We start from the raw sequence: 3,092 nt of genomic DNA, 5'->3' as shown, positions 1-3,092 counted from the left end.
TCCAATCGCAGGTCTCGCTCACCTTGACTCGGAGCATGTTGGCGGTGGCCTGACAATGGGCTCCCTGCTTTGCTCATCGAGATCAATTCTCGAGGTCTATCCGCAATCGATAAAACCGATGAACTTCAACAGCTTGGACATCTAGGTTTCCTATGTGTTGAGGTTCACCAGGTAGGCTTTGCCAGACTGAGTTCGGATCAAGGCCATTGTTATACTCAAGTGTGTTTGAGGTGGATGAGATTCGACCCGCTGAACACCTCCTCCCCTGGTGGCCGGTGTGAATTCGACGACTCGCTGCGGCCGTCAGGGCTCGACGCAAGACAGCAAAGCGCAGACAGCAAAGCGCGGGGAAAACGAGGGCACAGAATGGAGATAGGCACCATTTAACCTTCGGGCTCGGACAACAGGGAGCCCCCGAAGGAGAGGAGGACAGCAGTGGCTGTCGGCAACGCGTTCGACTTAGCTCAGGGCATCCAAATGGAACCGCGCTCATCGAGATCTCCGACGTTAACCACAGGATTTGAGGTGGGCAATCTTGCTTTTCGACAGCTGCAGCGGCTTGGCAGGCCACTACCTGTCCCGGGCATGCAATTCTGGGAGGATAACATGCATCTGCCCAACCATTTGACTCGCGTCCGACGGCGGTAAACATTCGCGAGCAAACTTTCCATTTTCTGGCATCTCCGTGCCGCTATCCTTTTGCTCATGGAGGAAACTGCTCCTGTTCATCACCCGGTGCGCACACCTCTTCGTTGGGGGTGAGGGTGTGGTATTTTCGGAAGTGCAAAGTGTGAGGCCTTTGTAGGCCCGATGCGGCGCTGTGGTTGAGCAGAATTCCTAATTGGAGACTTTGAAACGCCGTGTACCCTCTGTGAGACTGCTGGCGCGGTCGGCAATCTCAGTTCCATTGCAAACGGCCGGCTGCTGCTTCGGGTGATGCTTTCGCGCAGTTGAGCTTTGTCGCGGGTGAAGATGTGGACGCCCTTTCTTCCGCGTGAAATCGTGACGTACCACTGCTCGTGGCTGGTGGCGGCTTGAACGGAGGAATCTGAGAAGATAACTTGGTCCACCGTCTTCCCCTGGGCTCCGTAGGACGTCACGGCATAGCCCCGGATGAACTGACGGAAGGACGTGCCTAGGACGCGGGCATCGGTTAACTGTAGGTTTCCGTCCTTCAAGACTCGTCTCACCGTGACCAGTTCGCCGTTCGCTAGCCGACGTCCGTCTGCGCTAAGGCCGTTTGATTTGAGTTGGATACGATCTCCGGGGGCGACCTTCAGTTCCTTCTGCTCACAGAGCGTGATTCGATCCAGATGTTTGAACGGGATGGAGGCTGTCTTCGAGCCCTGAGCGACCTCGAGATGGGTGTCGGTGACAGATACCAGACGGGCCTGGTCTCCCTTCTTAAAGCCACGTACGTTCCGATTAAACACCACGCGCGTTTGGTCCGTGTAGGTTCGTGGGTCTCGTTTCTGCGCCTCGGTAGCGTCACGAGGGACCAGGGTCGATAGCGGGGTCTCGATTTCACCGACTTTCTTACGTTCTTTCAGTGCAGCTCGCACCGACTCGTTGATGCGATGAATCTCATCCCAACTCTGGGAAACGATGACGGTCGAGTCTCCCCGGTCGACTTGGTCCAGGTAACAGTCGATCAGCCTTTTGCCGTGGTCTTCGGTTCCCGACTCCGTGATGGCTCCCTGGCGCTCTAGTCGCTGGAAGGATTCGAAAACCTTGCCGTCCCGGGCTTCGCGCACGGCGCGGCGGTATTGTTTGATCCGCTGTCGTTCCTTTTTGGTCTTGGCCAGTTCTGGATTTTGGCGGCGGATCGTGGTGAGTTCGATAGGCTCCAATCCGGAATATTTCTCTATGGCGCGCATGGCGTCCATCGCATCAACCGGTCCATGCTGGCGCGTATCACCGGACAGGAATATTCGCCCTGACCCGATCTTGATCTTTTCGATCAGAGCGATCATTTGCTTCCCGCCGAGTTGGCCTGCCTCATCCACGATGACGACGGTGCCTCTTTTCATTTCCGGCTGGGCTAGGAAAGCACTCACGGTGGCAGTTTGCTGAAAACCATCCTTCTCCAGATCGATCACTTGTTGGCGTTGAGGGGCCAGGACGATTACTTGTCGACCGCTCGTCCGGAGGATGTCGTGGACCTCGCGGAGGGTGTAGCTCTTCCCGGTTCCTGCCCCGCCGCGAAATAGCGACATGAAGTTGCAAGAACGAACCAGTCGATCCACCGCTTTCCGTTGTTCCGGATCCAGCGATTGGTTTCGGAGAGTGTAATGGGTACATAGAGGATGGGATGTGCCCAAACCCAAGCGGGCTAGGTGAACAATTGCCTTTTCCCGCTCGAGCGCGGCCTTGGTGGTGACGAAACCGGGTCGGCGATCGTCACGAAGGTAGTTTCGCGCACGACTGAAGGATTGTAGTTCCGTGACCGGAATATCCTGGCCTCGGGCGAACTCTAAAGCATGGCGCCACAGGTCTGTCTCACGCACCACCGAGTGCCGATCGAACAGGTGGTCTTCGGCCCAGGTTAGTGCCTTCTCGGCCAAACCACGTTGCGCTGGGAGTTCGGACGTTACCGGACCGGTCAATCGGGTTAACGACTCCGACTCGAGAGGGGTAAGTTGGCTCTGCCAATGACGCTGCAGTTCCTCCGGGCTGAACTCGCTAGACTTCTGAGCCCGATGTTTATGGGCGATGTGATCTCGAATCTCTGCCAGGTTCGATTCGGATTTGTCGGGTGCTGCTTCCAGGAGCTTCTGGGTTTGATCATCGATTTGGCGGTGGCGTTTCGAGAACTTCTGGATCAACTCCGGAGCCACCCCATCAAGTTCGAAATCTCCGCGCGGCGTGTTGGTGATCGAATAGCCAAAGCGGCGGAGTTTGCGAGTCAGCTCATGATAATACACATTTTGCACGAAACGAGACGCTACCAACATGTCGTGGTTCTGGAGGGCCTTCCAACAGCTCTCGGTGGCGTCATAGGTCGCGTTGAAGACGATGCAATGGGTATGAAGATGCGGATCCATAGCCCGGGAGGTTTCGTGACGGAATAGGGCAGCGGCGACATTCTGGGT

General features: G+C 56.4%; 1 protein-coding gene. It reads right to left on the bottom strand.

Going from position 1 to position 3,092, the window contains the following annotated elements; translation table 11 throughout:
• Positions 1-728: 728 nt before the first annotated feature.
• Positions 729-3,092, bottom strand: a 2,364-nt coding sequence (locus JNN07_11165) for a relaxase domain-containing protein (protein ID MBL9168291.1), incomplete at its 5' end; no start/stop codon positions are given.

Source organism: Verrucomicrobiales bacterium, assembly GCA_016793885.1.
Classification (GTDB): domain Bacteria; phylum Verrucomicrobiota; class Verrucomicrobiia; order Limisphaerales; family UBA11320; genus UBA11320.
This window is presented reverse-complemented; position numbering and strand designations above follow the sequence as displayed.